This window comes from Pseudovibrio sp. Ad5, from assembly GCF_001623095.1.
Classification (GTDB): Bacteria; Pseudomonadota; Alphaproteobacteria; order Rhizobiales; family Stappiaceae; genus Pseudovibrio.
Genome location: NZ_LMCH01000061.1, coordinates 327,050 through 352,707, shown reverse-complemented (window position 1 = coordinate 352,707; position 25,658 = coordinate 327,050). Strand labels below are relative to the sequence as shown.

Genomic DNA, 25,658 nt, shown 5'->3' with positions numbered 1-25,658 from the left:
GAAGGATAAAAGCACAACTCCCCCAAAAACGCGACAGCTTTATACCTACTCCCCTGCTTGAGAACACCTTTTCACGAAACAGCGAGAACAATCACGGAAACCCGTAATGGAAAGCTGGAAGGAAGCGACTACCTTCTAAAACTCTGAAGCAAGGAAGGAAAATGGAAGTGTTCTGATTTTGTTGGCTTGAATAACGTCTTAGTTAGAGATCTCGTATCAGTAGGGAGATGTATAGAAATAGTGGGTATTTTAAATAGTTATTTATGCTCAGTGAATGCGGCGCAACTGACTTATTTCAATGAATTAATTTAATTTATTCACATAAGCTGATACCGAAAGAACACAGGGCATTGCGACTTGCCTGATAATCCAACCAGATATCGAATTGAACGTGGAGATTCGAAAATATATTTGTTAGTTATACGCACTGAAATTGCTATTTTTAAGAGAATTTAGGGATGCCTCGGGCTGCTGCTGCGGGGCTGAGCCTTTTTGGTGGTTATGGACACGGATTACATCAAGTCAGAGTTCGCTTCGGACAAAAGTATTTTTGCTCGGGTTAACATCGGATCAGTTTGGCTCGTTTTGGCAGTACTAACTGCGCATCTGGTGCTCTACACAGCGATATCAGCGATATTTGCGAGTAACCTGCCTTTGGATGCAATCGAGTCTTTGTATTGGGGTAAAGAATGGCAACTGGGGTACTTTAAGCACCCGCCAATGTCAGCTTGGATGATTGACATTGTTGTAAGGTTCTTTGGGCGCTCGGATTGGATTGTATTCGCCAGCTCTCAACTCTGCACCATCCTGGCGATTATTCCGGTCCTTTTCATCGTACATGAGCGATATGGAGCAAAAGCCTGCGGATATACTGTTCTTGCTGTTTTCCTGACGCACTTCACGACACTAACTTCTATCGAATACAACGTGAATATGGGCTTCCTGCCATTTTGGAGCTGGATGGTATTCACTTTTTTGAAGGCCGAAGAAAAAGATAGCCTTTTCTGGTGGGGCATGTTTGGGGTGGTGAGTGCTGGTGGTATGTACGGTAAGTACATTGCTGGTGTGTTTCTAATCAGCGCAACATTATGGGTCTTGCTTAGACGTCGAGATCTACTCTTACGGCCAGGGCCTTACCTCGCTGTAGCTATGTTTCTGATAGCAGTTACACCCCACGTACTCTGGCTAGTGGATACTGATTTTCTCCCAATTAAATATGCGATGAACCGTTCTGGTAGTGAAGGCACAGCGTGGTATCTGCATTTTGCGATGCCGATCAAGTATCTAATTGAGTTCATTTATTCAGTTGCTCCAATGTTGCTTGCGCTTGCAATTGCTGCAGGGTGGCAACGGATGAAGTTAGCGTCGTTTGCTCGGGTTGGTGATCTCATCAACGACGTATGGTCAGATCCGTTCTTGTTTGCTGTTATCGGCCCTGTCGTTGTAATTGCTGCAATCTCTCTGGGACTTGGTGCAGACATCAAGACTGCATGGTCAATCCCACTTGGTGTTGTGTTTGCAGGCCTTATTGGTGCTGCAGCCAATTCATTGGATGTCAGTCTAGGTTCTTTCAAACAGCGCTTCATAGCTTCGTGGACTATCCTGTACGGCCTGCTGGTACTGATTTATGTCGGCATATTCGTGTTTTCTCCAATGGTGAAAAGCAAGCCTGCTCGCATGCAGCATGATGGTCCGGCATTAACTCAGATCGTGGAAAAGTATTGGTACAACCACGAGTCTGAGCCTTTTGAGTACACCATTGGTAGTCGTTGGCCAGGAGGAACTGTGGCTTGGTATGCGTCTCAACGGGCATCACTCTTTGAAAAGGCAAGTCTTAAGTATTCCCCGTGGATTGACGAGAAAGATCTACAAACCAAAGGCGCGGTCTACGTTGACTATAAAGAACCTAAAGCCAAGGTTGCTGGAATGTGTGTGATTGCTCCTCAAAAAGTACATTGGCCTGCTCCTGGCGGAAGAGTTTACAAAAAACATCCTGAAGTTTGGATTGCTGTTTTGAAACCTGTATTAGGTCCAAATGCTGTGACATGTGAGGGAGAATGACTATGAGTGAAAACACCCTCACACTTGCAGTGCCAGTATTTAACGAATCTGAGTCTTTGGAGGTCTTTCACCAACGTCTTGGAAAAGTTGCTGAGCAGCTCATTGATCAGTTCGCGTTAAATATCGAAATTCTTTACGTAGACGACGGCAGCTCTGACGGCAGCCCCATGATCATGAACCAGCTTTCAAGTGGCCGGTTCAGTGTGAAGACCGTTTGCTTTAGCCGCAACTTCGGCAAGGAAGCTGCGCTGGTGGCGGCAATAGAACGCTGTCAAAAAGGTGCGATTGTTTTCCTCGATAGTGATGGTCAACATCCACCTGAAATGTTGCCTGAGTTTGTTCGCCGCTGGAAAGAGGAAGGCAATGATGTTGTCTATGCGGTTCACAATAAACGGCAAGATCATCTGATCAAACAGAAGCTGGTTGGGATCTTTTATCGCTTGATAAATGCAGGGAGCCGGTTTGAAATTCCTGCAAACGCTGCCGACTATAAGCTGCTATCTCCTCGCGCTTTGGAAGCGCTAAAGTCTTGTCAGGAACGCATACGTTTCTTTAAAGGCCTTTCTACTTGGATTGGCTTCAAGCAAAGCGCGATTGAGTATGAACCAGAAGAACGCATCTCAGGCACCACTAAGTGGAATTTCCTAAAACTGCTTAGTTTGTCTTCTGAGGGCGTTATCTCATTCTCAACGGTCCCACTACGCGCAACAATGTTTCTGGGGGTAGCAATTGCTATCCCATCGTCTCTTTATGGTTTTTGGATTGTGTTGTCGTCGCTGCTGCTTGGCAATGATGTGCCTGGATACTCATCCCTTTTCACCGCAACGGTCTTCTTAGGCGGACTTCAGCTGATCTTACTGGGGGTTGTTGGTGAGTACGTTGGACATATGCTGCGTGAAATTAAGCAGCGTCCGATTTACATCGTCGCAGAAGAACATAGCCAAAGCTCCAAAACAACTGAGGTTGCAAATGCGCTTGGTGGCTGATGATTACGCCTACACTTCGGAAATCAGCAAAAGCATTCTGTGGTTGCTGGAGAACGATAAGATTCAAGGCACGTCGTGCATGGTGGTCACAGATGCATGGCCAAAGGACGTGACAGCATTAAAGGTGCTGAGTAAGCAGAGGCCCGATATCCAGATCGGGCTTCATATCACGTTGACAGGGGATTGGCTTAAGCCATCATCCTCAGCTTTAGAATGGGCTGCGTTCCCAACAATGCCGCAGCTCTTGCTCAAATCGCACTTACGCAAGTTGAATACCTGTCAAATCGAGAAAGAGATTGCATCGCAGATTGAGAATTTTCAACGCGATTTCGGCCGTCTTCCCGATTTTGTAGATGGTCATGAGCATGTACATCTGTTCCCCCAAATCCGAAATGCATGCGTCAAGGCATTGCATGCTGCTGGGTTTAAAGGTTGGGTGCGGCAGTGCGGGGGGCCGTTAAAGGGGGTTTTGAAGCGACCTCATCGTTTTAAGTCATTGTTCCTGAACTACCTCAGCTGGTTGTTTAAGAAACAGGCTGATCGTTATGACATTCGCTATAACAGGGATTTTGCAGGCATCTACGATTTTTCGATGAAAAGTGATTTTAGCGGCTTGCTGGAAACATGGCAGCAGACTGCGTCTCAGGATAGTGTTTGCATGTGCCACCCAGGGGTCGCGCATTCTAACTCAAATACTCCAGATCCAATTGCCCAATCACGCGAACGCGAAATGCGCATCCTGTCTGAATCAAGGCGATAACAATTGCTACGAAGGGGCGAAGTACAGCTTGCGACCCAAATCCTCACACCAACGCATTGAGCATTAGCCCCTGTTCAGGGTATTCAGGTGGTGTTGGTGTCACTTCGGGTGATTCAGTGTGGTGAGAGGGTTGGGTGTGGTTTTATTTCGTCGGGCTTCAGAATTTGCGATAAGTCAGCTGCATCAGGTTATGGTTTTGGCGTTCTCCGATTATGTCATCCAGATGGATATGCCGCTCGCCGATTTTGAGCGGATGATTATGGCTCGAGGCTTTGACGAGGAGTTGTCCTGGGTGGCCACCGACAATGAGCAGCTGGTTGGCTTCTGGTTCATCGGCAAGCAAGGCGCTTATCCTGGCACCATCTACGCAGTCTCCACCGGAACTGTGCCACAGGCTCGAGGCAAGGGGATTGCGAGCAAGCTCTTTGCCAAAGTGGAAGAACACGCAGCTCAGCAAGGCTATCATCATGTCCAGCTGGAAGTAATCACCAGCAACACGGCAGCCGTAAAGGCCTACGAAAAGCTCGACTTCCAAACGCAGCGCGACTTTCAGTGCTTCAGCTTGCACAAAGCAGCATTTGCTGAACGGGGCTTTGAGCATACACCAGCACTCACTGACTGGGCTGAGATTGAAACGAAAACCGCTGAACTGTGGGAGTGTGCACCAAGCTGGCAAAACACTACCTTTGCAATCCGCGCACTTGCAGAGGGCGTCGCCACCTACAAGATTGAGCAGAATGGGCAGCTGGTGGCCTATATCGCGTTTACCTGCAAAACCGGCGCAATCATGCAAATCGCTGTGGCTTCGGAATATCGCCGTCAGGGCCATGCCTCTGCGTTGCTCAAAGCTGCGTTTGACAGTGTGAACAAAGATGCGCTCACGTTCATTAATGTGGATGAAGGGGATGAGACCATCATGCAGGCCCTGTCAAAACTGGGGGCAACAAAAACACTGCAGCAATATGAGATGCATAGAGCATTGCAAACAAACACAGCTCATGGTCAAGAGAGCATGCTGACCACCCCCTAACTGGCAATTCTCATGACACAACTGCGCCGCTCTCTCTGGTTCTATCTCAGCTCGTTCATCGTGATCTATACGATGGTGCAGGTGGCTGTGACCGTACTGGTCTATCACTATGGCATCAAAGAAGCGGGCAATCTGTTCATTGAGCTCGGTTTGCCTGTGGTTTTGGTCAGCCTGATCTTTGTGCGCCGCGAACATAAGGCACCAACCGGCTCTGTGTACTGGGGCCTGTTTGTCGGCTCTCTCTCCGTCAGCATTCCCATTTCCATGATGGTGCGCAGCTATCTGCTGTCCGGCAGTGATTATGCTGGTGCGCTCAGCCCGGTCCCGTCCTTTGCGGGAGATGAGATGGGGCTCTTCTTCATCATTGATCTGGTGGTCCGCGCGCTTGCGTTTGGCATCGGTTACGGGTTCTTCGCCCGTCTGCTGTGTGATGCACAAAACCGCTCGAAAGAGCCGAAGTAACTCTCCTGAACCACACAAATCCTGAAAATTAGTGGCTGGCGGAACCATCCTCCAGCCTGCTTTGCTGTCTGCATCCACTGCGTGTTGCCGAAAAAGAACCCGCGGTCGTTGGAGGCAGAACAGGCCTGGGAAAAGCCTGAAGCTACTTGGTGATCTTGACGCTAAGAGACGCTGCACTATGAGAATTTTTGCATAATTGCCATTTGCTTTACACTTGCTAACACGAGTTAGCAGGTGTAGTTAGCAGGAGAGAAGAACAATCGCGAGTCGAAAGGGGAGGCCGCGTATGAAACAGACATGTTACGCTGGCATTGATGTCGGTTCTGCAAGTGCACGTGTAGGACTGTTCAATGAAAATGGAGAGCGGCTGGCCTTCGCAGTCCGGCCCATCAAGCAGTTCCATGGACGTACCAACTTCGTAGAACAGTCCTCCGCAGACATCTGGCAGCAGATTTGCGCGGCTATGAAAGAGGCGATGGCCAAGGCAAACGTGTCTGCAGACAAGATCCGCTCGTTGGGTGTGGACGCCACCTGTTCGCTTGTGGCTGTCGCGCAGGGGGGCAAACCTGTCTCAGTCGCTGAAAATGGTGATACTGATCAGGATATCATCATGTGGATGGACCATCGGGCTGCCGAGGAAACGGCGCTGATCAACGCCACGGGCGATGAGGCACTCAAGTATGTGGGCGGTGAAGTCTCCATTGAAATGGAACTGCCGAAAATCCTTTGGCTCAAAACCCATTATCCAGATCGTTACACCAACACAGTCCGCTTCTTTGATCTGGCCGACTATCTGGTCTGGAGAGCAACGGGGGCGGACGCCGCCAGCACCTGTACGCTGACCTGCAAGTGGAACTATCTGGCACATGAAGGCCGCTTTGCGGAGGATATGCTGCAAGCCGTTGGCCTGCATGATCTGCCGGAAAAAGTACCGAAGAAAGTACTGGATCTGGGGCAAGCCGCAGGCGGTCTGTCAGAGCAAGCTGCAAAGGATCTCGGCCTCAATGCAGGAACACCGGTTGCAGCTGGCATCATTGATGCGCATGCAGGCGGTCTGGCGCTTATTGGGGCTGAACCGGACGGCGGTCTTGCCATCATCAGCGGCACTTCAAACTGCCACATGATCGTCAACGAGAAACCAGTCATGGTGCCGGGCGTCTGGGGCCCGTACTGGGGCGCCATGCTGCCGGGTTATTGGCTGGGCGAGGGCGGGCAGAGCGCAGCTGGCTCTTTGGTGGAATGGACCATCCGGCAATCTGACGCCTATGACGAGCTCAAAGCCGAAGCTGCCAAACAAGGCATGCACGAGATCGCACTCCTCAACAACTGGGTGCTGGATCTGGAGGCGCGGGAAGCGAACCCGACCCGTGGCCTTCATGTCCTTTCTGACCATCACGGCAACCGCTCGCCGCGTGCCAATCCGCATGCAAAGGGCGTTGTCTCCGGCCTGACGCTGGAAACGGGCTGGGATGCACTGGCCCGCCTTTATCTGGCAACACTGCAATCCATCGCTTATGGCACGCGCCATATCATCGAGGAAATGACGAAGGCCGGACACAGCATCACCAAACTGTTCATGTGCGGCGGAGCCACTAAAAATCCGCTCTGGCTCAGAGAATATGCCAACATCACGGGACGTGAAATTCAGCTGGCGGAAGAAGACGATGCCGTCACGCTGGGCGCTGCCATTCTGGGTGCGGTGGCCTGCGGAGACTTCAAAGACATTCCATCAGCCAGCGCAAAGCTGGTGCGTGTTGGTGGTCTCATCAAGCCGGTGCGCAGCACCGCAGAGTTCCACACTGCCAAATATCAGGTCTACCTCAATCTTTACGACAACCATCAGCACCACAAGGCGCTCATGGAAAAAGCCATTTAATTATCAAAACAAGTTCAGGAGGACACCACGTGCTCAACCTGCCACAGGCCCCAGCGCCTATCTGTGTAGCGGACAAGGAAATCCTTGTTGTCACCAATGCCGACCTTCGTGAAAGCGCCAACGTCGCTTGTTGGCCAACCTTTGAGGATTACGCGCAGCGGTTGGAAACTGCGCTGACCGCACAGGGCTACAAGATGAAGCGTGCCCATGAGTATGATGCAGTGCGCGGCCACGGTTTCATTTCTTCGCAAAAAGAAGGCTCGGAGCTGTTTGCGCGGATTGATCCGGTAGCCCCGCTCATCGTGTTGCTCACTGCATGGCAGTACTCACACCACATCGCGCCATCGCTTGCCAAGCACAAAGGACCAATCCTGCTGCTTGCCAACTTTGATGGCACATGGCCGGGTCTCGTCGGCATGCTCTGTATGGCAGGGTCTTTGACAAGCCTTGGCGTAGACTATTCCCGTCTGTGGTCCCAGTCGTTTGAGGACGAGTTCTTCAACTCAAGCCTCGCTTCATGGCTGAAGGACGGCAAACTCAGCCATGACACCTCCTATCTGCAAGATGTCTCCGCAAACCATGCGGTTTTGCAAACCCCAGCTGGTCAGGCAGGGCAACAGGTAGGCGAGTACATCCTCAAGAACAAAGCCATCCTTGGTCTGTTCGATACCTTCTGCATGGGCATGATGAACGGCTACTTCCCGGTCAAAGCTCTTACAGATATCGGCATGCCGCTGGAAAGCCTCTCTCAATCTGCGCTTCTGGTAGAAATGGAGAAAGTGCCTCATTCACTGCGTGAGGAATGTCTGAAGTTCTACGAGGACCGGGGCATGACCTTCCAGTTCGGCAGCGATGATGCAACTGAGCTGACCCGCGAGCAGGTGCTGGAACAATGCGCCATGATGATCGCCATGGCCCGCTTCACCACGCGCTTCGGTCTCTCTGCCGTTGGTGTGCAGTATCAGCAAGGCCTGAAAGACAGCTGCGCGGCTTCTGACTTCGCCGAGGGGGCAATCGGCTCGACAGTGCGCTTCCCGATCCCGGACGAAGACGGGTCCATCATCTGGGAAGGCAAACCAATCCCATGCATCAACGAAGTGGACATGGGCACTGCTATTCCGCAAACCATGATGTGGCGCCTGCTGGATGCCATGGGCCTGCCAGCAGAAACCACGCTACATGATGTGCGCTGGGGCAGTGAGTATGAAGGTACCTTCTATTGGGACTTCGAAATCTCCGGCTCCGTTCCCTTTGAGCACCTCAAAGGCGGTGTTGCAGGCGCGACAGGTTATCGCCAGCCAGCCATGTACTTCCCCAAAGGCGGTTCCAGCATTGCAGGCCAGTGTAAGGCGGGGGCATTCTTCTGGGCGCGGGCGCATTATGAGGGCACACAGGTCATCATGCACATCGGCACAGGCCATGCGGTTGAATTGCCGGAAGACGAGTTCGAGCGTCGCCGCAAAGCCACCACCTATGAGTGGCCTTTGATGAACTGCACGCTCGATGGTGTTGGACGTGACGATCTGATGGCAGGGCACCAGTCCAACCACATCACGGTGGCTTATGTGCCGGAAGACAAGCTGCGCGATGTGCTTCAGGCATTCGTGGCTCAGGCACTCACACAGGGCATTAATGTCAAAATCGCAGGTTCTGCGAAGGACATGCTCTGAGGCTTTGAAAATGAGTTTGAGCATCGCGTGGTGCTCAAACTCACGCAAATGCCGCGGGATATCCACGGACACCAGCCCGCACCTGCCATATTCTACTTGGCAATTTGAGGAAGGCTGACTACCACTCGACATTCAAGCGTATTTGTGAGGCATGCTGAATGCACTTCGCAAAAGGATATACGCCGGAGCAATGGGTTAGAGCGTACTCTGCGACCGCAAGCAAGCGAGGAGGGGCTCTGAAGAAATCAGGGCGAGAAACGACGCAATGGCCAAAAAGCCGGATGAAATTGCAAAGGCGCTCGGCGTCTCCATCACCACAGTGCGACTGGTGCTGGGCGGCAAGGCAGAGAAGTACCGCATCAGCAAAGCCACCCAGGCCCGCATTCGTGAATATGTGGAAGAGCATGGCGTTAAGTTCGACCTGACCGCCCGCAGCCTCAAGCTCAAACGCACCAACACCTTTGGCCTGATCATCCCGCGCCTCGCCAATCCATTCTTCGCCAAACTCTCTGAAGAGCTGGAACACCGGTGCCGCGAAACCGGCTATCAGCTCATCATCAGTTGCTCCAACTCAGATGAGGAGACGGAGAAGGAGCTGGCAAACGGCCTTGTTCAGCGCAATGTGGATGGCCTGTTTGTGGTCTCGTCCACCTCTGGCAGCCAGCAACATCTGGGCAACACCATCACCAAACCAATGGTGTTTCTGGATCGTGATTACGGCAACACCGATGCCCCCGTCATCACCTCAAGCAACTTCGAGGGTGCAAAAGATCTGACTGCAGCCATTGCAAAGGCCGCGGGGAATGAACCGGTCTACTTCCTGATCGGCGGCAGCAATCAACCCACCATCATCGAGCGTGCACGCGGATATCTGGATGTTATGCCGGACAATGCAGGCGAAGACTGGACACTCCAGTCGGCGCGCAACCGCACACAGGATGGCGAGCAGATGATGCAGACCCTTTGGGACAAGCTCGGCACTGCCCCACAAAACCTGATGGCCTCCTCTCTGCCGGTTCTGGAGGGAGCTCTAGCAGTCCTGCGCGAGAGGCTCGGGCACATCCCGGCCCAGCTACGCCTTGCGACCTTTGATGACGATAAGATGCTGTCCTTCCTGCCTAATGAGATCTGGTCAATCAAGCAGCAGGAACCTGAATGGGCCGAAGCCGCATTGCAGGCCATGACCCAGACCATGAGCAGCGAGCAGCCACACAGCAAAACCATTGCGACCCGCCTGATCCACCGGCCCAAAGATCAGTAATCCATCACTATTTGTGGCGGAAATACGGCAGAGAATTATACCTCTGAAAACCATAGAACCGGAAGAAGGTGCTCATTCCGCTGCGTAACCGTTATATTCCTTAGGTATGTAGTGCAGGCAAATGCGCTAGTCTGTCTGCGGCTATGGTACTCTTTGGAGACGAACTCGGGCTTATCCCTGAAATGCACACCGGATTTCGACAGATGGATACGCGCGAAAACAAATAGTTAGAGCATTGCCGAATGCCCTGACCAGCTGGGAGCATGTAGATGGATACTATTGGGCCAATCCAAAATCGCATAAGTCGCTTCTTTATTGATGTCGATGACCGAAATTGGGCGTCTGTCGAAGCTGCGATGACTGGCCTTGTTCATCTGGACTATTCCTCCTTCGGGGCAGGGGAACCCGTTGATCTGACGCCGGAAGCGATCACAACCGCATGGAAAGAGCTGCTACCCGGTTTTGATCAGACCCATCATCAAATCGGCAACGCCCTTGTTGAATCCAAAGAGCAAAAAGCCACAGTCAAAGTCCATGCCACTGCCACCCACTTTATTGATGGAGCAGAAGGCGGCGACATATGGGTGGTCTATGGCACCTACCACATCGCATTGGTGCATGAGGGCGGGGCTTGGAAAATCAGCAGCATCCAGTTCAACTTCAAGTTCCAGGATGGCAATATGGATCTGCCGGTGATCGCGCAGGCCCGTGCGGATGAAAAAGCCGAGTAACCAGCAATAGCATTTTTAGTCTGGGCGAATGCCCGCAGGCCGCATATAACAGCAGGTGCGATACTGCCGTAACTGGCGTGATAGGACCTGCTTATGCTGCTGAACTTGCTTTCCAAATGCACCTTAGGGGCTGCTCTCCTCATCGCGCTGGGCGCAGCCACAGCACAGGCTCAGGACAAATCCAGTAAGTCCGAAAAGCTCTTTCCCGGTATCATTGGAGAGGACAATCGCGAAATCATCGACAGCTGGGACAAACCATGGAACGCCATTGGCCGCGTCAACGTCGCCGGGTTCCGCTCCCGCTCCATGTGCTCTGGTACATTGATCTCAGATCGCATGGTCATCACAGCAGCTCATTGCCTGTACAACGCCCGCACCGGCAAAGCGCACGTTCCCTCCAAAATCAACTTCGTGGCCGGGGTGCGCCGGGACAAATTCATCGCCCACACCACAGCCGCCTGCACCTACTTGCTGGATGGCTACACCTTCACCACCCGCCCGACGTTGAAGCATGCCGCAACCGATGTTGGCGTAATCATACTCTCAAAGCCGCTGGACGTGCCGCCGATGTCGGTGATCAGTAAATTGCCGGAAGTCACCCAAAATCTTGACATCACCAGCGCCGGATATGCTCGTGATCGTCCGTTTTTGCTAGCCGCCGATAAAAACTGCAAACTGCTGAAAGACCGAGGCGACCTCTGGCTCACGAGCTGCGACACCAACTACGGCGGCTCCGGCGGTCCGGTGATGGTGGACGAAGGCGGAGAACTCAAACTCACCGCCATCATGGTCGCCTCCGCCCAAAACAAATTCTCCATCGCAGTGCCGAAGAATGTCTGGTCCCACCTTCTCGACAAAACGACCTGCGAAGATAAATAAGCTTAAGCCTGCCTTTACCTTAAGCCCAACACAGCCTCACACACACCGATCCAGCCCGTCCTGTCTCTTGTTGCCAACGAAAACAACAAGGGACAAACCCATGAAATTTCTGAGTATCTTTGCAGCAATTGCTGCTTTCCTATCGATTTCGGTCGAGGCAAATGCTGCCCTTCAACAATGCCGAACCATTGACAGCGTAATTGCTTCATCTGAGCTGGACACAAATCGAGACCAAGGCGGACATATCGCAAAGCATGTGATCAACGAAGGCATTTTCAGCAGTGATGCAGATGCACAAGCAAAGCAAACAGACACATTTTTCCTGGATGAAGATCAATATGAAAGCGTTGCTGCCATTTTCCTTGCAAGAGGCGCTGGTAATTGTGAAACAACGGGTTCTGCTGCAAATGTAGAGATCGACCTTGTACAGGCAGATTTTGCAACTAAACCGGCTGCATTTATTGGATACAATTGTAAAGCTGGCTCAATCCTCACTGATAATAATCCATTTGCTGCTGGTCCACGGGTGTATTGTGGCCAGGAAGGGACATCTTTCACACCATCACAAATCCGGTTTGTCATGAAATGGGTGGATGGAAATTGGGTTATTCGCACCGCATTTCCGATGCCTTAAAATGAGTTGGGCGCAGCACCACGCTGCGCCTTCCACCATGGCGACGCCTTAAGCAGCAACCCGCTCCGCCAGATACCGCTCTCGCACATCAATGATACAGCGCTGTCTCGACGACTGACTTACCTCGTGTGGAGCGAACTCGGATTCGACACCGTCCAGAAAATCAACAGTCTGCCGCAGTAGTGCAAGCTGCTCGCCTGAGAACCGGTGAGGCTCGGTCTCTGTCATCTTCTCAACGTACCGCACACCAACCTGTTTCTGGAAGATTGTATCCGGCTGGCCGTCACGGGTGCAGATGCCATAGGTGCCGTTGAGAAAGTGCCCCCATGTGCGCTCCTCCAGATCCCCGTCAAACGCACTCAGCACCTCAGGGTGGGACGCATGCAAGCGAGTTCCCAGCTCTCCGGAAAGAAAAGTCTCCTTGGCATTACGAAAACGGGAGAGGAAGAACGCTTTGGCGGCCTGTTCCTGTGTCAGGCCAAAACACTGTAAATCCTCAAACCAGCGGCGATGGCTCTTCAGGTGAAAGCGATAAAGCTCCCGTTCCTGATGCTGACCGAGGAATGAAACACACAGTGAGCTGTTGGTGAACAGGTAGGAGGCCGCTGGCATCACCCGCCGCTCCAGCAGGCTCTGCCAGTCTGCGGAGGAAAGGCCAAGCAGATCCAGAAACACCTGTTCCTCATAAAACTCCGAATATAGATAGTTGAGCAGCAAGATACGCTCCTAAAGCAAGAGATGGAAAACCACCTCAAGCTCTAACCCACTTCATTCATGGAATGTTTCGATACGGATCGAACTAAGCTAACCTGCGCGCACCTGGCTCAAAAACGCCTGCATCGCATGTTGCATCTGGTCAGAGCGTTGGGAGAGGCTGGCGATGGAGTGATGGATCTCCTCGGAAAGCTCACCCGTCTTGCCAGCGGAGCTCTTTACTGTGTTGATCGCCCGGGCAATCTCCGCAGTGCCGTCTGCTGCACTGGAAATGTTCTCGGCAATGCTGTTGGTCGCCGTTGCCTGTTGGTCAGCAGCAGACGCCATAGCTGTGGTGTGCTCGCGGAAAGAATTCACCAGCGTCGTCAGCTCATCGGTTGCTGAGATGGATGCATCCACCACACTCCGCATTTCCTGTATCTGCGTTTCGATCTCCTCTGTAGCAGAGCCGGTCTGCTGGGCCAGAGCCTTCACCTCAGAGGCAACCACCGCAAAGCCTTTGCCAGCATCCCCCGCACGGGCCGCCTCAATAGTGGCGTTCAGCGCCAGCAGGTTGGTTTGGTTGGAGATCGCATTGATCAGGTTGGTCACTTCGCCAATGCGTTCAACAACACCTTGCAAGCGTCCAACCGCGACGTTTGTTTGTTCAACCTGAGAAGCTGCACTTTGCGCCACTGCTGAGCTGGTGGAAACCTGAGCGTTAATCTCGTTGATGGACGCAGAAAGCTCTTCCGTTGCACCTGCCACACCCTGCATGTTCCGGCTGGCTTCTTCCGAGGAAGCGGAAGCAATCTCGGATTCTTCTGTCGTCTGCGCAGCAATTTCAGCAAGGCTGCTGGCCGTTGCATCCAGCTGAGTGGTGGAGCTGCGAATGTCTGTTGAGATCTCCAGCACAGAGCCCTCCAGATCGCAGGCTAGTCGGTCCAGCTCAGCACGGCGCTGTGCTTCTGCAGCTTCCCGGGCTTGTGTGCGTTGAGCCTCAAAATCCTGAGACTTCTGCAACTCGCCCTTAAACACCTCCAGAGCCTTGGAAAGAGCGCCAATCTCATCCCCGCGCTGGCAATACTCAATCTTTACATCCAATTGCCCATGAGCAAGGGCGCGGGTGGTTTCGCTCAGCCGTACCATCGGTTTGGAAACAATTGCGTAATTCAAATAGCCAAGCAGCGTTGCAGCCAGAGCTACCACCATGGCGCCCACCAGCGAAACTGTTTGCAGGATCTGCAGATCATGGGCCTGCGAGCCAATCAGCACGTCACGGCGTAGTTTCAACTCTTTGGCAATGGCCTCAAACCCAAGTTCAATCTCTTCCAGCGACAAGGCACTTGTGCCGTCCATCTCCATGTCGCGGGCGACATCATGAGTGGCTTCATCGGCCATCAGCAGCATCTGTGTGTTGGTGTAAGCATCCATCCACGATTGCCATGCGCTGAGCAGTTCTGCCATGGAAGTCGCCTCCAGCTGCAAGGCATCCACGTCCGACCCAACGGTCTGGAAGATCTTTGGAATGGCGACTGCATCAAGCTCCAGCTTTTCAGCCCAGTGATCCTGACCCGTCAGCAAATAGTTCTTCAATGAAATGGCCTGATCAAGAACCAGAATTTCCAGCTCTTCCAGCTCGGTCTGGATCTCGTTGAAGTGGGCAACTTCAATCGCATCGTGGCTTACACGCACGGAGGAGAAATAGGAGAGGCTGCTGATGAGCAGTCCTACAACCGCAAGGATACCAAAGGCGGCAAAACCCTTGCTGGAAACAGATAAATTGCGCAACATAATTTGATCTCGTCAAATATGAAAAGTAAATAACAGTTGCATGAACCTTCTGATTTTAAATATGGAATCACTAAATTTACGCAAAATCGTTTTTTCAGTCTCCAGTTAATGCAACGTAAAGATGTAAGAGGTTTGGGTTAATTAAAATATTTTCAGTATTACTTTTGAATTTTGCAGCACTGTCATGCCCTGCGGAAAAAGTTCAGCGAAGGGCTGGCATTGCTTCATTACATTCTGTAAGACCCAATCCGACAAAAGTTTCAGCAGATTTTGCGCGTGTCAGGTGTTCCTTGCTGCGGACGGCCATAAGCCGGAAAGAACACCTTAGAACTTTGCGCCAGATGGATACCCTCAAATCTGCACTATTTGAATACGCAGGAGTTTGCCTGCAAAAGGAGGCTCTATGAGCACAGCAGGCACGGAAGCCTATAAGGCACGCCGCACATTCGCGATCATCTCTCACCCGGATGCCGGTAAAACCACACTCACCGAGAAGCTGCTTCTGGGCGGTGGTGCGATCCGTGCTGCGGGACAGGTGCGTGCGCGTGGTGAGCGCCGCCGCGCCCGCTCTGACTGGATGAAGATTGAACAGGAACGTGGTATCTCTGTTTCATCCTCCGTGATGACGTTTGAGCGCGATGGCATTCTCTTCAACCTGCTTGATACACCGGGCCACGAAGACTTTTCTGAAGACACCTATCGTACACTGACCGCTGTTGACGCAGCCATCATGGTGATTGACGCTGCAAAGGGTATTGAAACCCAGACCCGCAAGCTGTTTGAAGTTTGCCGGCTGCGCGATATTCCAATCATCACCTTCGTCAACAAAATCGACCGTGAAGGTCGCCACCCAATGGAAGTCATAGACGAGATTCAAGAGGCACTGGCCCTTGATGTAACGCCAATGAGCTGGCCTGTTGGTATGGGTTCCGACTTCTTTGGTGTTTACGATCATATCGGCAACCGCTTCTTCACCTCCACTGAGGGCCGTGGTGGTGCTCTGGATACCATCAAAGATGTTAAAGGTCTGGAAGACCCTGAGTTGGTTGGTGAACTGTTCGATAACATCCGCGAAGAACTGGAAGAAAACGTGGAACTGGGCGGTGCAGGTTACCCTGAGTTCGATCACGAAAGCTTCCTCGAAGGGCATCTGACCCCGGTCTTCTTCGGTTCTGCTCTGCGCGATTACGGTATCGACCAGATCCTCGATTTCATCGCAGCCTATGCACCACCTCCACATTCTCAGCCAGCAACGGGTGGCCGCACCATCAAGCCGGAAGAGAAAAAGGTAACAGGCTTCGTGTTTAAGGTTCAGGCCAATATGGACCCCAAACATCGTGACCGCATCGCGTTCGTGCGTCTGTGCTCCGGCACCTTCAAACGCGGCATGAAGCTTAAGCATGTGCGTGCTGGCAAGCCAATCACCGTGTCCGCTCCAATCTTCTTCTTTGCAGAAGAGCGTGAGATCGCGGAAAAAGCCTATCCGGGCGACGTGATCGGCGTGCCAAACCATGGCCAGCTGCGTGTGGGCGATACCCTGTCAGAAGGCGAAGAAATCCACGTCACCGGCCTGCCAGCCTTCGCGCCTGAAATTCTGCGCCGTGTACGCCTGACAGACACCATGCGCGTTAAACAGATGCGCCGTGGCTTGGAAGATCTGGCAGAAGAAGGTCTGGTGCAGATCTTCAAACCAGCCATTGGCACCAACTGGATTGTCGGTGTTGTGGGTGTGCTTCAGCTGGACGTTGTGGTGGATCGCCTCAAAGCGGAATACCAGACAGAAATCGGTTTTGAGACCGCCATGTACAACACAGCGCGCTGGATCGAGTGTGACGACAAGCTCAAGCTTGATAAGTTCCTTGAGACCAACCGCGCCCATGTGGCACTGGACCGGGACGACAAGCCTGTTTACCTCTTCAAAAACGCTTGGGAAGTAAGCTACATCGGTGAAAAGAACCCTGATATCGGCTTCCGCGAAACTCGCGAAATCGTGCATACGTCTTAAGCTTATCTCCGAAAAGCGGTTTGGACTAGAATACGCCTAGAAACAAAGCCTTGGGCTCGGCGCGTGAACCTTGTGAACGCGACAGGCTCCAAGGCAGCAAGGATAAGAATAAGATGAAAGATCCAGCTCTCGATACATTGCTGCTGCCATTTGAAGATGGCCTGCTCAACTTTTTTGAGGAAGGTGCCGCTGATCAAAAAGCGCTCTTCCTGCGTGCACGCATGGGCTTTGCCATGAATGGCATCGCCAAAGATCGCCTGATCTGCCAGCAGACCTTCGCACCGGACAGAGACAATCTGGAACGCGCTGGCTTCACAGTTGCACCGGAAGTTGACGGCCAGTACCCGCTCGTCATGCTGCTGCCACCGCGCCAGCGTGATGAAGCCCGCGCCCTCATGGCAAAGGCTGTAAAGTCCGCAGTAGAGGGAGGCCTTGTTGTTGTCAGCGCCTCCAACACAGAAGGCGCCAAGACAGCTGAAAGCGATCTCACCAAACTGGCAGGCAACACCGGCAAAGTCTCCAAAAACAAATGCCGTGTGTTCTGGGCAGAAATTACACCAGAAAATGTGAACCACGAACTGGTGGAAGAATGGTCCAAACTGGATGCGCCGCGCGAAATCATGGAGGGCGAGTTCGTCAGCCGTCCGGGCGTGTTCGCATGGGACCATCTGGACAAAGCCTCTCAGCTTCTTGTTGCAACACTGCCAGAGAAACTGGCGGGCCGCGGCGCTGATCTGGGCTGTGGTTTTGGCTACCTGACCCGTGAAGTTGCCAAACGCGAAAAGGTCAAAGCTATTGATCTTTATGAGGCTGAAAAGCGCGCGCTGGACTTGGCTGAGCAGAACCTGAAGGGTAAGACCGGAGAGGTCGCGCTGGACTTTATCTGGCAGGATGCCACCAAAAAGCTGGCACGCACCTACGACTTCATCTTCACCAACCCGCCATTCCACGCAGGTGGTAAGCAGGACCGTGCAGATATCGGGCAGGAGTTCATCAAATCTGCCGCCCGCGGCTTGCGTCCATCCGGTCATCTGTGGTTGGTCGCCAACCGTCATCTGCCATATGAAGCAACGCTGGATAAGGTGTTCGCCTCCTACGAGATCATGGCAGACCAGAACGGCTACAAAGTCATTCGCGCCATCAAGGCGAATAAATAAACTTGCGGCTTTGAGTTAGGAACCAGGCATGAGACTTGTGAAGCTATTAGCAAATCTGGGATACGGCAGCCGCAAAGAAATGCAGGCCGCCATCCGCAATGGTTGGGTCACTGATAAAGACGGCAACCCAATCAAAGCCGATAGCAAGCTGCCTCATGAAGACATCCTGTTTGATGACGAGCCGCTGGACCCGCCAGAGGGCTCCGTCATCCTGCTCAACAAACCGCTTGGCTATACCTGTTCTATGAAGGATCGCGGACGTCTGGTGTTTGACTTGCTGCCAGACCGCTACCGCGTGCGCAAACCAGCTCTGTCCTTTGTGGGCAGACTGGATAAGGACACCACCGGCCTGCTGCTGTTCACTGATGACGGCAAACTCCTGCACCAGATCATCTCACCCAAGGCAGATGCCGCAAAGATCTATGAGGTTGAGCTCGACCGCCCGATGACAGGCGGGGAAGCGGATCAGTTTGCATCCGGTGAAATGATGCTGGAGAACGAGACCAGGCCGCTCAAACCAGCAGAACTGGAAGTCCTGAGCGAAACAACAGCCCGCCTCACTCTCCACGAAGGCCGCTATCATCAGGTTCGCCGCATGTTCGCCGCCACCGGCAACCACGTAAACAAACTCCACCGCGCCCAACTCGGCAATCTCACCCTGGACGGCGTGGAAGAGGGGAGCTGGAAACTGCTCTCACAAGACGACATCGACAAGATCTTTGGGTGATCGCTGAAAAGAGCATTCAGCCTCACTCCGGCTCCAAATGAGACATGAGACCTTTATTGCTTAAGGCCATGCTAGCAATACTTCAAGCTTTGCAGGATATGGCCTTCTTAAATGAGGTCCATAAATGCACCCGAAACTGAAACTGGCTGCAGCTCTTGTGCTCAGCGGTGTTGCTCTTGCAGCTTGCCAAAGCCCCAACCAAAAACTCATTCATGAGAATATCAAGTCTGGCAAATACCCGCTGACCTATACAAAGAAGGTTGGCAAATACACCTTGTCCTATGGCAAGCCAGACAAAGCGCGGAACTGGCAATTCCTGCTCAGTATCACCCCAACCACCAATCCATTCCGGAACCAGGAAGTGCTGGCGGCGATCTTCGAGACGGTCACGCCCATGTGTAACTCCCGCCTGCCAAATGCCGATCCCAACAAATTCGGTATCCTGAGCAAGAAACCGCTCGTGGATGAGAGCACACAGACCTCAAGGATCCTGCTGTCCTGTAAAACTCGATAGAGCGAAAGATAAGATAGAGCGCTGACGCCGTTCTTCAGCGCTCATTGCCTCAAGCAAACAGCATCACCGCCCAGCCTTCTCCCGCACCATCTCCAGATGAGTCCGGATCTTCTCCTCATACGCCCATGTAGAGAGCAGGTTGCCGAGCAGTTTTTGGTTGGGTGTGCGCAGGCAGACCATGTAAAGCTGGGTATCCAGCGCTGCCATCCACACCAGCGGAACCCACAGCGACCAGCAGGCGACCTCAGCCAGCACATATCCGCCGGATTGCACAATGACCCAGTTTGTTACCCAGTAAATCCCGATGGCATAGATGATCGTCAGCACGGTCATCAAAACACCCGCAAGCAGCCCCCAATAGAGCCCCTTGCGTGCCCACAGCAGCAAAGACAGGTAGATGCCCCACATCCTGAACAGGGTCAGGAGGTGATAGAAGAACAGGCGCCTGAATATCCAGCCGAAGACCATGAACCGCTCGCAAACAGCCAACACCGCCAAACCCTAAGGCGGCGCCCCTTAACTCCGCGATAAACCGCAGGCGCAGTTTGACGGCAACCCGCTTACCAATCACAGGGGCTTAAGAAAGAGGCCGCACCGGAATGCAGATCACGGCAGTTTGTGGCCCCGTCTCACCGGTCATGGAAGGATACAGCTGGAAGCAGGGGATGTTCTCCGGCTCGTACCCGCTCAATGGCAACCACGTGCCATACATATATTCCCAAGCGGCCTGCGATTGATCATGGGTGATCACAAAGTGTCCGCAGGCATAACGCCCGCCGCCAACCACCATCTTGCCCACTTCGCCCTCAACATCCGCTGGTCCGCGCAGCGTCAGGCAGGAGCTGAAACGCATCTGCTCCACATCGGTCACCTGCGGATCATCGTGGAACAGGCACATCATCTCCGCCCCATGCATCAGCCCGCGCGGTCCGGCCCATGCCATCAGCGCGCCAAACGCCTCGCCAAAAATCTCGGGCCGTTCCTGAAAGTTGCCCGTCCGGCGCACATAAGCCACCGTGCGCGGCTCCAGTTTGCACACCTCCACCTTGTCCGCAACCAGCCCGCTCGCAGGCCGTTCCAGCACCATGGCCTCACCATCAAACGCCTCAACGGACGCAGTCGCATCCCGCCGCCACTGGCTGGCGGACATGCCAAACCGTGCCTGAAACGAACGCGCAAAGGTGGAGGGTGAGGCAAAGCCCATGTCCAGCGCCGCATCGGTAATGGAGATGCTGGCATTCTGCTTCAGCCGCCGCGCGGCCTTTTCAACCCGCACTCGGCTGGTGAACTGATTGACCGTTTCTCCGGTCATGGCCTTGAAGATACGGTGAAAGTGATAGGGAGAAAAACACGCCGCATCGGCAATCTGCGTCAGCGAAAGCTCCTCGCAGATGTTCTGCTCAATGTAATCCATCGCCCGGTTAATCCGCTGCGTATAGATGTTTTTCTGCAAAGCTTCATGCCGCATAATCAGCCCCCCAAACTTGCAAGGAGACTACAACATCTCCCCCAAAAGGGGAGCCTGATTTTAACGCGAAGCAAAGGTAATCCGGCAAAACGGGCAGGGGGTACAACATCAAAAGCACAGCTCGGTCAGGGATAAAGAAAACTCCGCCACTCTATGCTGTCGCCGCCCACCGTTCTTTGCAATTCTTGCTATGTTTGCATCCCACATGCCACGGCCTGTAAAGGCGCTGGCCTGCGAAGGGATGACAGCTCCGCAGACCAGCAGGGCACCCTTGGCGGCAATGCGGGGTGTATGCGCGTTCCGCCTCCGGCACCACAGCGGCTGGCACGCACGGCGCCAAACGCTCAAGCACAGTCGGTCTGCACAGGCGCATCGCGGCAAAACACCTGCCACGGGCACCTATGCAGCCATCAAAAAAGCCGATTGCCTGAGATGATCAGGAACCGGCTTTGTCTGGAAACAGCACTGTTTTGGTTATGGGCTGCGGCTGGTCGACCTGCTCCCGACCGTATTCCCGAAACCTGCTTTTGGGCATGGGAGAGGAATACGCGTCAATAATCTGTCCGCAGCTTTTTTGAAGAGCTTCCAAGCGGTCGCGGAAGGCATAATGCAAAGTGAACAAAGCATCCCGCTCACTGCTGTCCTGCATCCTCTCGCTCAGCAACAGCTGCTGCATATAAGCAAGGTTCTGCAAATCAGATGCAGCGACGAGCACTTCGTCTATTTCATTTTGGAAAGTATTTGTGGCGCTACATGCGCAGAGGGAACTGGTCATTTCAATGCCCCTTGTATACGGCAGTTGAAGGACCGCACGTCAAAAGGGCTTTCGACGACCCACTGGCGAGCGGGAGGTTCGAAACCTGATACAAGGCAGGCAGGTTTATTCCTTCCCGAAGGAAGTGTTGTATTCACCGTCCTCCCGCTCATAGCAAAGGGTTTGCGCCTCTTCAGAAAAAAGGCACAAAAAATCCGCCATGTACGGGAGCGGTAACCGCTTGTATCGAGGTTTCGACGCCTCACACATGAATGTGGAATGAAACATCCAACTTGTCAAATCGGTACTTCTGCCAAGGGTGTGGATTGGTGGAAAGTGTAGGGCGTTTCAACGGGAGATTGGGCTAGCCAGATTCCAATCTGTCATCACCCCCATGATGCCGCCATCCCGCACTCGATGCGGCAACTGTGTTTATGCATTGAATGGAACACTATCTCTGAGGAGTGCATTGGCTGTGATGAGTATCTTTCTCGCCAGAGCAATCATTGCCGCTTTGAAGGGCTTCCCTCTTTTGATGAGGGCTTGAGCAAATGAAGCAAAGTGAGAATTAGATCGTGCCGCTGTAACCGCTGCCATATAAAGCGCGTTCCGCACGCGTTTGCGCCCACCCTTAATGGCCCGATGGCCGCGAAACTGACCACTATCTACATTGAAAGGAGCAAGGCCAGCCAGAGCGGCAATGGCTTTGGGCGATGCGTGCCCGAGCTCGGGCATCAAAGCTAATAGAGTAGTTGCAGCAACAGGGCCTACGCCGGGAATAGAGCGTAATAGCTTGTTATCATGAGTAAATTCGGCTGTCTCTTTGAGCAGTGTATCTCGCTTTTGCTCAATGAATTTAATTTCTTCATTCAGCCAACTGATATGGCGTGCGATGCTGGCATGTTCCTCAGATAAAGCTTGGGCCAGGCGTTGGCGTTCTTTCTTACGTGTATCAACAAGCTCATCCCGCCGTTTGTGCAAGGCCGCTAGTTGGTCGCGTTCTGGTGCTCGTTGTGTGGTGGCGTCAGGTTTTAGGCATTTGCCCATGTCTGCCAGCATGCGTGCATCTATCTGATCGGTTTTTGCCATCTGCCCGAGGGCTCGAGCAAAATCCCGCGCCCGCGCTGGATTTACCCGGGAAAACCGGATCTTCAAAGTGTGGAGAGCATGTGTCAGCTTCCTGTCATAACGTCCCGTAGCTTCAAAGATAATGTTCAAGCTGGGCATGTCAGGTAATGCAGAAAGCCAGGCGGAAATCGCTTCACTGGTATTTTCTATCTGTAAGTGCTTTGAAGTGCTCTCCTCAAAAATATCCAGATAGGCTTTAGAGATATCGATACCAATATAGAAAGGGTGTAAGGTCATGGAGCCTGTCCCTGTGCTACGTGGTCCGCAAAAGCGGCCACCATCAACTGTTCAGGTTTGGTAATACATGCGAAGCGGGGTCTGGCCGCGTCACGATCTAAAGCCGTGCTGGGCTCTGATCTGGGACCCAACGACCTCCGCCTCGCTACCATTCAAGCACAAAACAAACACACAGGGACCCAGAGCCACCCCACCACAACTCACCATCTCAGTACTGGATACCGGATCTCCACTCCGCTCCGTCCGGCATGACGGCGAAGAGAGGCACTAGCACAACCCTTTCCCACTCGGTGTCTTCCCGGCCTCCGAGCCGGGATCCATACCCATCAAGCTCTAGGGGTTAATCAGCGTACCAATTCGGCTTAGGTCCTTAGACCAGTATATGAACAAGGGTTTGGCATAGATATTTTCTGCCGGCACGTATCCAAGCTGTGACAAGACCCGACTGTCAGCTGAATTGTCGCGATTATCGCCCATTACAAAATAGTGCCCCTCAGGAACGCGATATTTCGGCGTGTTGTCTAGCGAGCTGTTTGGATAGAGATCTAGTACTGTTTGCTGTGCGCCGTTTGGAAGCTCTTCTACGTATTGAGCTATGTACTTCTTGTTTCCATAGCTGTCGGTGAGTATGTGATCTTCAGATAGCCGAGCTTGCTTTACAGGGGCACCGTTTAAGATGACAACACCATTTTCGATTTGGACAGTGTCACCTGGAAGGCCAATAATACGTTCCACATAGTCGATTTTGTTGTTCCTAGTGTACTTCAGAATAACCATATCGCCTTGTTGAGGTTTTATGCAGTTAAAGCCACAAGAAGTTGCAAAGACGTAGTCGCCAGGAATAAGCAACGGCTGGTTGTTGTTTGAAGGTATGTAAAAGGTTCTAACTTTCTGGGACGGGAGGAAATCCATTCCAATGGAGCTAAGATAAGGTGTTTGGACAATTGCAATAGAGATCCAACAAAGTAGATAAACCCACCATCGATTGTACCATTTTAAAGTATAGCTTTGCTGCTTTCTGCATAAGAGCAAGAGATCAACAAATGCGATCACAAAAAGACTAATCACAACGATCAAAAAAATACCGAGGTAAATTCTACTATCTATGAAGGTAGGAAGTGGAGTTAGGGTAAATATTATGCCCGACCAGAGGAGTAGAATAAACATTAGAAAACGTTTTGGGTGGCCTAGATACAAATATCCAGAGCCGCTTATGAGCTGAAGCAGCAAAGCTATCCACCATCTGCGCTTCTTAAAGGTTGATGCGTTTGTAGAAACTGTAGTCATGTTAAAAATCTTGCTTAGTTGAAAATGTTCTTTTTATTAACATAAGTTGTATTTTGTGCAAGTTGCACTCGTGGATCTAGATCCCGGCTCGGGGGTCGGGAAGACGTTGGTGTGGGAGGCGAAGTGATGGCAGTTCCCCCATGCCGTCATCCCGCACAAGCGCAGCGCGATGCGGGACCCAGAGTGGCGAGGCCAAGTCTCTCGGTACCTTCTCCTTGAAATGACCCGCCAGATTGGAAGCGGCTTTGTGTTGTTTCCAAACCAGCCTCAGCACATGCCGCCCTAGGTCCCGGCTCGGGGGCCGGGATGACGTCGGTGGGGAGGTGGCGTTGCTGCGGAGATAGCTGGCAACGTCATGATGTGGAGGCGAGGTGATGGGTGATGGCAGCTCCCTCATGCCGTCATTCCGCACAAGCGCAGCGCGATGCGGGACCCAGAGCGGCGAGGTCAAGCCTCTCGGTATCTTCGCCTTGTAATGACACATCAGATTGGAAGCGACTTTGTGTAGTCTCCAAACCAGCCTCAGCATATGCCGCCCTAGGTCCCGGCTCGGGGGCCGGGATGACGTCGGTGGGGAGGTGAGGCGGCGAAGAGGTGAGGTGGTGGCGCTTAAACCTGTGCCGTCATCTCCTGAGTGTTTGCAACTCTCGATCGCAGCCTCGAAATAGGCACCGGAGGCACAGCTGATCAGCTGCAACAAAAGAGGGTACGCTCCAGTCAGAAAAGGGGCTCAGACTGGGGCGCGGGGGACTTCTTAGAGGAAGAAGTCGCCGTAATCAAAGCTGCTGTAATCGGAGGCCGCGTCATAGCCGCCATAATCAGCGCCATCGAAATCCATTGGATTGCCAACGCTATGGCCACCGGTATCTATAGTAATGCCAGAGCCAACGACCGTGTGACCTCCAGTATCAAGATTAACACCAGAACCAGTAACATGGTGGCCACCGGTTGTGACGGAGTTGCCGGATCCGGTTACAACATTGCCGCCGGTGTTGATGCTGTTGCCGCCAAGGTTGCCGAAGTCAAAATCATCATATGGATTGTCATAGGAAATTGGAGCAGGGCCATCTGTGATGGTTCCATTCGGCGTCGTGATCGTGTTTCCTGTGGTGTTGACTGTGTTCCCTGGTGCAACCGAGTTGTTGCCAGATGAAATGCTGTTGGTGCCAGGATTAGGAGCACCGCCGAAATTGAAGTAATCAGGATTGAAGTTGTACCGCATATAAAATTTTTCCTTTTACTTTATTAGAAATGCGAAATTTAGTAATTTCGCACTGCCCGAAAATATGAGTAAGTTAAACTTTTAAGTTTATCCCGCATATTATCGATGTGGTAAGTTGTTGTGGGAAAAAGCGACGCAATGTAGTTTTGTATGTGTCTTTTTTGAGAATATTATAGTCAAACTTGCTTCAGGCTTGTCGGAAATAAGTTGTGTTTCTAGTAATTTATTGTTGATCTGAGTCAATAATACATAAGTGAACTTGAAACTCTTAAATGTAGACATGCAGAACGTGTGTTTTTCCAAACACATAACTCGGCTCAAC

At 52.5% G+C, this 25,658-nt stretch carries 23 protein-coding genes; 15 read left to right on the top strand and 8 right to left on the bottom strand.

Annotated elements, in window-relative coordinates; translation table 11 throughout:
- Positions 1-501: 501 nt before the first annotated feature.
- The 11 genes from PsAD5_RS19615 to PsAD5_RS19565 all read left to right on the top strand — a co-directional run bounded on the left by PsAD5_RS19615 (position 502) and on the right by PsAD5_RS19565 (position 12,350).
- Entirely contained in the window at positions 502-2,061 is a 1,560-nt protein-coding gene (locus PsAD5_RS19615; RefSeq protein ID WP_063293300.1) for a glycosyltransferase family 39 protein, read from the top strand.
- Between the two features lie 2 nt (positions 2,062-2,063).
- A complete protein-coding gene (locus PsAD5_RS19610; RefSeq protein WP_063293299.1) occupies positions 2,064-3,047 on the top strand; it encodes a glycosyltransferase family 2 protein in 984 nt (327 codons plus the stop codon).
- Positions 3,031-3,807, top strand: coding sequence for a ChbG/HpnK family deacetylase (locus PsAD5_RS19605; RefSeq protein WP_063293298.1), 777 nt, complete (start codon positions 3,031-3,033; stop codon positions 3,805-3,807). Before PsAD5_RS19610 ends, PsAD5_RS19605 begins: the two co-directional genes overlap by 17 nt.
- Positions 3,808-3,943: 136 nt before the next feature.
- Entirely contained in the window at positions 3,944-4,837 is an 894-nt protein-coding gene (locus PsAD5_RS19600) for a GNAT family N-acetyltransferase (protein WP_208988708.1), read from the top strand.
- 12 nt (positions 4,838-4,849) lie between these two features.
- Entirely contained in the window at positions 4,850-5,299 is a 450-nt protein-coding gene (locus PsAD5_RS19595; protein ID WP_057462804.1) for an ABZJ_00895 family protein, read from the top strand.
- Between the two features lie 286 nt (positions 5,300-5,585).
- Positions 5,586-7,175: an FGGY-family carbohydrate kinase gene (locus PsAD5_RS19590; RefSeq protein WP_063293297.1), complete on the top strand. Its 1,590-nt coding sequence runs from the start codon at positions 5,586-5,588 to the stop codon at positions 7,173-7,175.
- Between the two features lie 29 nt (positions 7,176-7,204).
- Positions 7,205-8,845 carry a signal transduction protein gene (locus tag PsAD5_RS19585; RefSeq protein WP_063293296.1) on the top strand — a complete coding sequence of 547 codons (1,641 nt, stop codon included), beginning with the start codon at positions 7,205-7,207 and terminating at the stop codon, positions 8,843-8,845.
- A 265-nt stretch (positions 8,846-9,110) separates the two neighbouring features.
- Positions 9,111-10,106 carry a LacI family DNA-binding transcriptional regulator gene (locus PsAD5_RS19580; protein ID WP_063293295.1) on the top strand — a complete coding sequence of 332 codons (996 nt, stop codon included), beginning with the start codon at positions 9,111-9,113 and terminating at the stop codon, positions 10,104-10,106.
- 269 nt (positions 10,107-10,375) lie between these two features.
- A complete protein-coding gene (locus PsAD5_RS19575; RefSeq protein ID WP_082830618.1) occupies positions 10,376-10,837 on the top strand; it encodes a nuclear transport factor 2 family protein in 462 nt (153 codons plus the stop codon).
- Positions 10,838-10,930: 93 nt separating this feature from the next.
- Positions 10,931-11,716 (top strand): trypsin-like serine peptidase, encoded by a 786-nt coding sequence (locus PsAD5_RS19570; RefSeq protein WP_063293294.1) that lies wholly within the window; start codon positions 10,931-10,933, stop codon positions 11,714-11,716.
- A gap of 70 nt (positions 11,717-11,786) precedes the next feature.
- Positions 11,787-12,350, top strand: a complete 564-nt coding sequence (locus PsAD5_RS19565; protein ID WP_153041404.1) for a hypothetical protein — start codon at positions 11,787-11,789, stop codon at positions 12,348-12,350.
- A gap of 48 nt (positions 12,351-12,398) precedes the next feature.
- Here the strand turns inward: PsAD5_RS19565 and PsAD5_RS19560 are convergent, their stop codons facing one another.
- Together PsAD5_RS19560 and PsAD5_RS19555 are read right to left on the bottom strand one after the other, a co-directional pair.
- Positions 12,399-13,067 (bottom strand): DUF6058 family natural product biosynthesis protein, encoded by a 669-nt coding sequence (locus PsAD5_RS19560; protein ID WP_063307098.1) that lies wholly within the window; start codon positions 13,065-13,067, stop codon positions 12,399-12,401.
- Between the two features lie 87 nt (positions 13,068-13,154).
- A complete protein-coding gene (locus PsAD5_RS19555) occupies positions 13,155-14,837 on the bottom strand; it encodes a methyl-accepting chemotaxis protein (RefSeq protein ID WP_063293291.1) in 1,683 nt (560 codons plus the stop codon).
- A 403-nt stretch (positions 14,838-15,240) separates the two neighbouring features.
- Between PsAD5_RS19555 and PsAD5_RS19550 the strand changes: the two genes are divergently transcribed.
- From PsAD5_RS19550 to PsAD5_RS19535, 4 genes are all read left to right on the top strand, one after another.
- Positions 15,241-16,842, top strand: coding sequence for a peptide chain release factor 3 (locus PsAD5_RS19550; protein ID WP_063293290.1), 1,602 nt, complete (start codon positions 15,241-15,243; stop codon positions 16,840-16,842).
- Positions 16,843-16,955: 113 nt separating this feature from the next.
- The gene (locus PsAD5_RS19545) at positions 16,956-17,999 is read left to right on the top strand and encodes a class I SAM-dependent methyltransferase (protein WP_063293289.1); all 1,044 of its coding nucleotides are present in this window, start codon (positions 16,956-16,958) and stop codon (positions 17,997-17,999) included.
- A gap of 28 nt (positions 18,000-18,027) precedes the next feature.
- The gene (locus PsAD5_RS19540) at positions 18,028-18,726 is read left to right on the top strand and encodes a pseudouridine synthase (protein ID WP_063293288.1); all 699 of its coding nucleotides are present in this window, start codon (positions 18,028-18,030) and stop codon (positions 18,724-18,726) included.
- Positions 18,727-18,850: 124 nt separating this feature from the next.
- Positions 18,851-19,240 (top strand): hypothetical protein, encoded by a 390-nt coding sequence (locus PsAD5_RS19535; RefSeq protein ID WP_063293287.1) that lies wholly within the window; start codon positions 18,851-18,853, stop codon positions 19,238-19,240.
- A gap of 63 nt (positions 19,241-19,303) precedes the next feature.
- Here PsAD5_RS19535 and PsAD5_RS19530 read toward each other — a convergent pair whose 3' ends face one another.
- The 6 genes from PsAD5_RS19530 to PsAD5_RS19500 all read right to left on the bottom strand — a co-directional run bounded on the left by PsAD5_RS19530 (position 19,304) and on the right by PsAD5_RS19500 (position 25,336).
- Positions 19,304-19,732, bottom strand: a complete 429-nt coding sequence (locus PsAD5_RS19530; RefSeq protein ID WP_208988706.1) for a hypothetical protein — start codon at positions 19,730-19,732, stop codon at positions 19,304-19,306.
- Between the two features lie 85 nt (positions 19,733-19,817).
- Positions 19,818-20,708, bottom strand: coding sequence for an AraC family transcriptional regulator (locus PsAD5_RS19525; protein WP_063293285.1), 891 nt, complete (start codon positions 20,706-20,708; stop codon positions 19,818-19,820).
- Positions 20,709-21,144: 436 nt separating this feature from the next.
- The gene (locus tag PsAD5_RS19515; protein ID WP_063293283.1) at positions 21,145-21,483 is read right to left on the bottom strand and encodes a hypothetical protein; all 339 of its coding nucleotides are present in this window, start codon (positions 21,481-21,483) and stop codon (positions 21,145-21,147) included.
- 411 nt (positions 21,484-21,894) lie between these two features.
- Positions 21,895-22,827 carry an IS110 family transposase gene (locus tag PsAD5_RS19510; RefSeq protein WP_063293282.1) on the bottom strand — a complete coding sequence of 311 codons (933 nt, stop codon included), beginning with the start codon at positions 22,825-22,827 and terminating at the stop codon, positions 21,895-21,897.
- Positions 22,828-23,160: 333 nt separating this feature from the next.
- Complete coding sequence (gene lepB, locus PsAD5_RS19505) at positions 23,161-24,114, bottom strand: signal peptidase I (RefSeq protein ID WP_063293281.1); 954 nt, start codon at positions 24,112-24,114, stop codon at positions 23,161-23,163.
- Between the two features lie 754 nt (positions 24,115-24,868).
- On the bottom strand, positions 24,869-25,336 hold the full coding sequence (locus PsAD5_RS19500; RefSeq protein ID WP_063293280.1) for a hypothetical protein: 468 nt from the start codon (positions 25,334-25,336) through the stop codon (positions 24,869-24,871).
- Positions 25,337-25,658 lie beyond the last annotated feature (322 nt).

Coding starts and splice junctions, on each gene's coding strand:
- PsAD5_RS19615 (WP_063293300.1), top strand. CDS start 502: ATGGACACGGATTACATCAAGTCAGAGTTCGCTTCGGACAAAAGTATT.
- PsAD5_RS19610 (WP_063293299.1), top strand. CDS start 2,064: ATGAGTGAAAACACCCTCACACTTGCAGTGCCAGTATTTAACGAATCT.
- PsAD5_RS19605 (WP_063293298.1), top strand. CDS start 3,031: ATGCGCTTGGTGGCTGATGATTACGCCTACACTTCGGAAATCAGCAAA.
- PsAD5_RS19595 (WP_057462804.1), top strand. CDS start 4,850: ATGACACAACTGCGCCGCTCTCTCTGGTTCTATCTCAGCTCGTTCATC.
- PsAD5_RS19590 (WP_063293297.1), top strand. CDS start 5,586: ATGAAACAGACATGTTACGCTGGCATTGATGTCGGTTCTGCAAGTGCA.
- PsAD5_RS19580 (WP_063293295.1), top strand. CDS start 9,111: ATGGCCAAAAAGCCGGATGAAATTGCAAAGGCGCTCGGCGTCTCCATC.
- PsAD5_RS19575 (WP_082830618.1), top strand. CDS start 10,376: ATGGATACTATTGGGCCAATCCAAAATCGCATAAGTCGCTTCTTTATT.
- PsAD5_RS19570 (WP_063293294.1), top strand. CDS start 10,931: ATGCTGCTGAACTTGCTTTCCAAATGCACCTTAGGGGCTGCTCTCCTC.
- PsAD5_RS19555 (WP_063293291.1), bottom strand. CDS start 14,837: ATGTTGCGCAATTTATCTGTTTCCAGCAAGGGTTTTGCCGCCTTTGGT.
- PsAD5_RS19550 (WP_063293290.1), top strand. CDS start 15,241: ATGAGCACAGCAGGCACGGAAGCCTATAAGGCACGCCGCACATTCGCG.
- PsAD5_RS19545 (WP_063293289.1), top strand. CDS start 16,956: ATGAAAGATCCAGCTCTCGATACATTGCTGCTGCCATTTGAAGATGGC.
- PsAD5_RS19540 (WP_063293288.1), top strand. CDS start 18,028: ATGAGACTTGTGAAGCTATTAGCAAATCTGGGATACGGCAGCCGCAAA.
- PsAD5_RS19535 (WP_063293287.1), top strand. CDS start 18,851: ATGCACCCGAAACTGAAACTGGCTGCAGCTCTTGTGCTCAGCGGTGTT.
- PsAD5_RS19525 (WP_063293285.1), bottom strand. CDS start 20,708: ATGCGGCATGAAGCTTTGCAGAAAAACATCTATACGCAGCGGATTAAC.
- PsAD5_RS19515 (WP_063293283.1), bottom strand. CDS start 21,483: ATGACCAGTTCCCTCTGCGCATGTAGCGCCACAAATACTTTCCAAAAT.
- PsAD5_RS19510 (WP_063293282.1), bottom strand. CDS start 22,827: ATGACCTTACACCCTTTCTATATTGGTATCGATATCTCTAAAGCCTAT.
- lepB (WP_063293281.1), bottom strand. CDS start 24,114: ATGACTACAGTTTCTACAAACGCATCAACCTTTAAGAAGCGCAGATGG.
- PsAD5_RS19500 (WP_063293280.1), bottom strand. CDS start 25,336: ATGCGGTACAACTTCAATCCTGATTACTTCAATTTCGGCGGTGCTCCT.